Raw genomic sequence first — 1,658 nt, forward strand, 5'->3', positions numbered from 1 at the left:
TCAATCCCATCTTCAACACAGATCAGATTCACTCCAAAATCCTGCATCCTCTGCAAAGAGTTTAATACATCTGCCGCATTACGACCGAATCTGGAAAGCTTGAACACCAATACAAACTGTACCTCATCTGTTCCATTCTCAATATTATCTAACATTCTCTGAAATTCCGGTCTGCCCTCTACGCTCTTTCCAGGCTTACCTTCATCGGAATACTCATTTACGATTTCCATGTTCTGAAATTCCGCATATCTCTTGAGTTTTTCTTTCTGAGCATCCAGACTGTAGCCATCTACCTGCATGGTTGTGGATACTCTGGTATATATATCGCATTTAATCTTTTTATTCTTCATAATCTTCCTCGCAGTATAACTCTGTTTTATTGTCCCAACCTTATTTTAGTACTTGTTCCAACTATTTTCAATACTTATTCTCCGTATTGACGCATTTCTTCGCCAATCGTATAATTAAGTTAGATACAGAGCATTTCTGTTATCAAAATATTGCCCGCCCACCATTGGCGACTTATAAATGATTGGCTCGAAAATATTGTTCGCTTACCGGAAGCGTCTAATAAATGTCCGGCTTGAAAATTATTTAGAAATTATTTTTGTTTTCGATATTGTGTTTTTATCACACATTGCATATACTATAAATACACAAAAAAGCCAAAAAAGAGGAGGTGTTAGTATGGCTACTTCAAGTATTACTCATAATTTTGTCGTATCCAATCCAAATAGCGTAAAGCGTTTTGTCGCAGCAATTGACGAAGCCGACCGTGACCGCACACCAAAGCAGACACTTCCCGGACGTCAGTTAACGAACCCACAGGAAATCTTAGCTTTAATGTCAAAAAGGAAGAAAAAACATGTCTGATAAATATTTTACCGTTAATATTCGGGCATATTTGTATAAAGACGAACCGACATATATCGGAGAGGAAAGTCTTTACGACTTACTCTCCGATTTTTCTTGTCCCAAAAATCCCGATGTGGAATACTTTTTATTACATAATGCGATTGAGTTTACCAAAAAAGATCAATCTATCACTTATCTGGTATTTGATGCTGAAGATGCTTCACTGGTTGGTTATTTTTCACTTACAGTAAAACCAATCTCTGTCCGTGCTTCAAATATCAGCAAGACAATGGCAAAAAAGCTGTCCCGTATCAGTATTTTGGATGAAGAAACACAATCCTATACTACCGCAGCTTACCTGATTGCCCAGTTGGGAAAGAACTATTCTCTTCCAAAGAATAAACGAATCCCTGGAAATATTCTACTGGGATTTGCACTGGAAACCATATCCAGTCTCAAATATTCCGTAGGCGGCGTTATGGAGTTTCTTGAATGCGAAGATAATGAATTTCTTCTGAGCTTTTATACACAGAATCATTTCAAGCCATTTGATACTCGTATTACCGCTTCCCAGAATAATGAGCCACACACTCTGCATCAGCTTTTAAAATTTATTTGATTTAAAAATACACGAAAAAAGCGACAGTATGATTTACATTTTGTATTTCAGAAAACTGCCGCTTCTTTTTCTTGCTTATTCTGTTTTTCTTCCTCCAACTCCCGGAGGACTTCTTCGCCGTACTTATCAATCATCCGTACCAGAAAATCAATGCACCGCTCAAATTCAATATTCTGTTGCATAA

General features: G+C 37.3%; 3 protein-coding genes. 2 read left to right on the top strand and 1 reads right to left on the bottom strand.

Annotated features, from left to right (window positions below):
* Positions 1-350, bottom strand: a 350-nt coding sequence (locus DWZ60_RS16870; protein WP_147397775.1) for a recombinase family protein, incomplete at its 3' end; no start/stop codon positions are given.
* A gap of 337 nt (positions 351-687) precedes the next feature.
* Between DWZ60_RS16870 and DWZ60_RS18550 the strand changes: the two genes are divergently transcribed.
* Positions 688-873 carry a hypothetical protein gene (locus tag DWZ60_RS18550; RefSeq protein WP_014080774.1) on the top strand — a complete coding sequence of 62 codons (186 nt, stop codon included), beginning with the start codon at positions 688-690 and terminating at the stop codon, positions 871-873.
* Positions 866-1,474: a GNAT family acetyltransferase gene (locus DWZ60_RS16880; protein ID WP_118750257.1), complete on the top strand. Its 609-nt coding sequence runs from the start codon at positions 866-868 to the stop codon at positions 1,472-1,474. Before DWZ60_RS18550 ends, DWZ60_RS16880 begins: the two co-directional genes overlap by 8 nt.
* The last annotated feature ends 184 nt before the right edge of the window (positions 1,475-1,658 follow it).

Origin of the sequence: Blautia sp. AF34-10 (assembly GCF_003477865.1) — a bacterium.
GTDB lineage: Bacteria > Bacillota > Clostridia > Lachnospirales > Lachnospiraceae > Fusicatenibacter > Fusicatenibacter saccharivorans.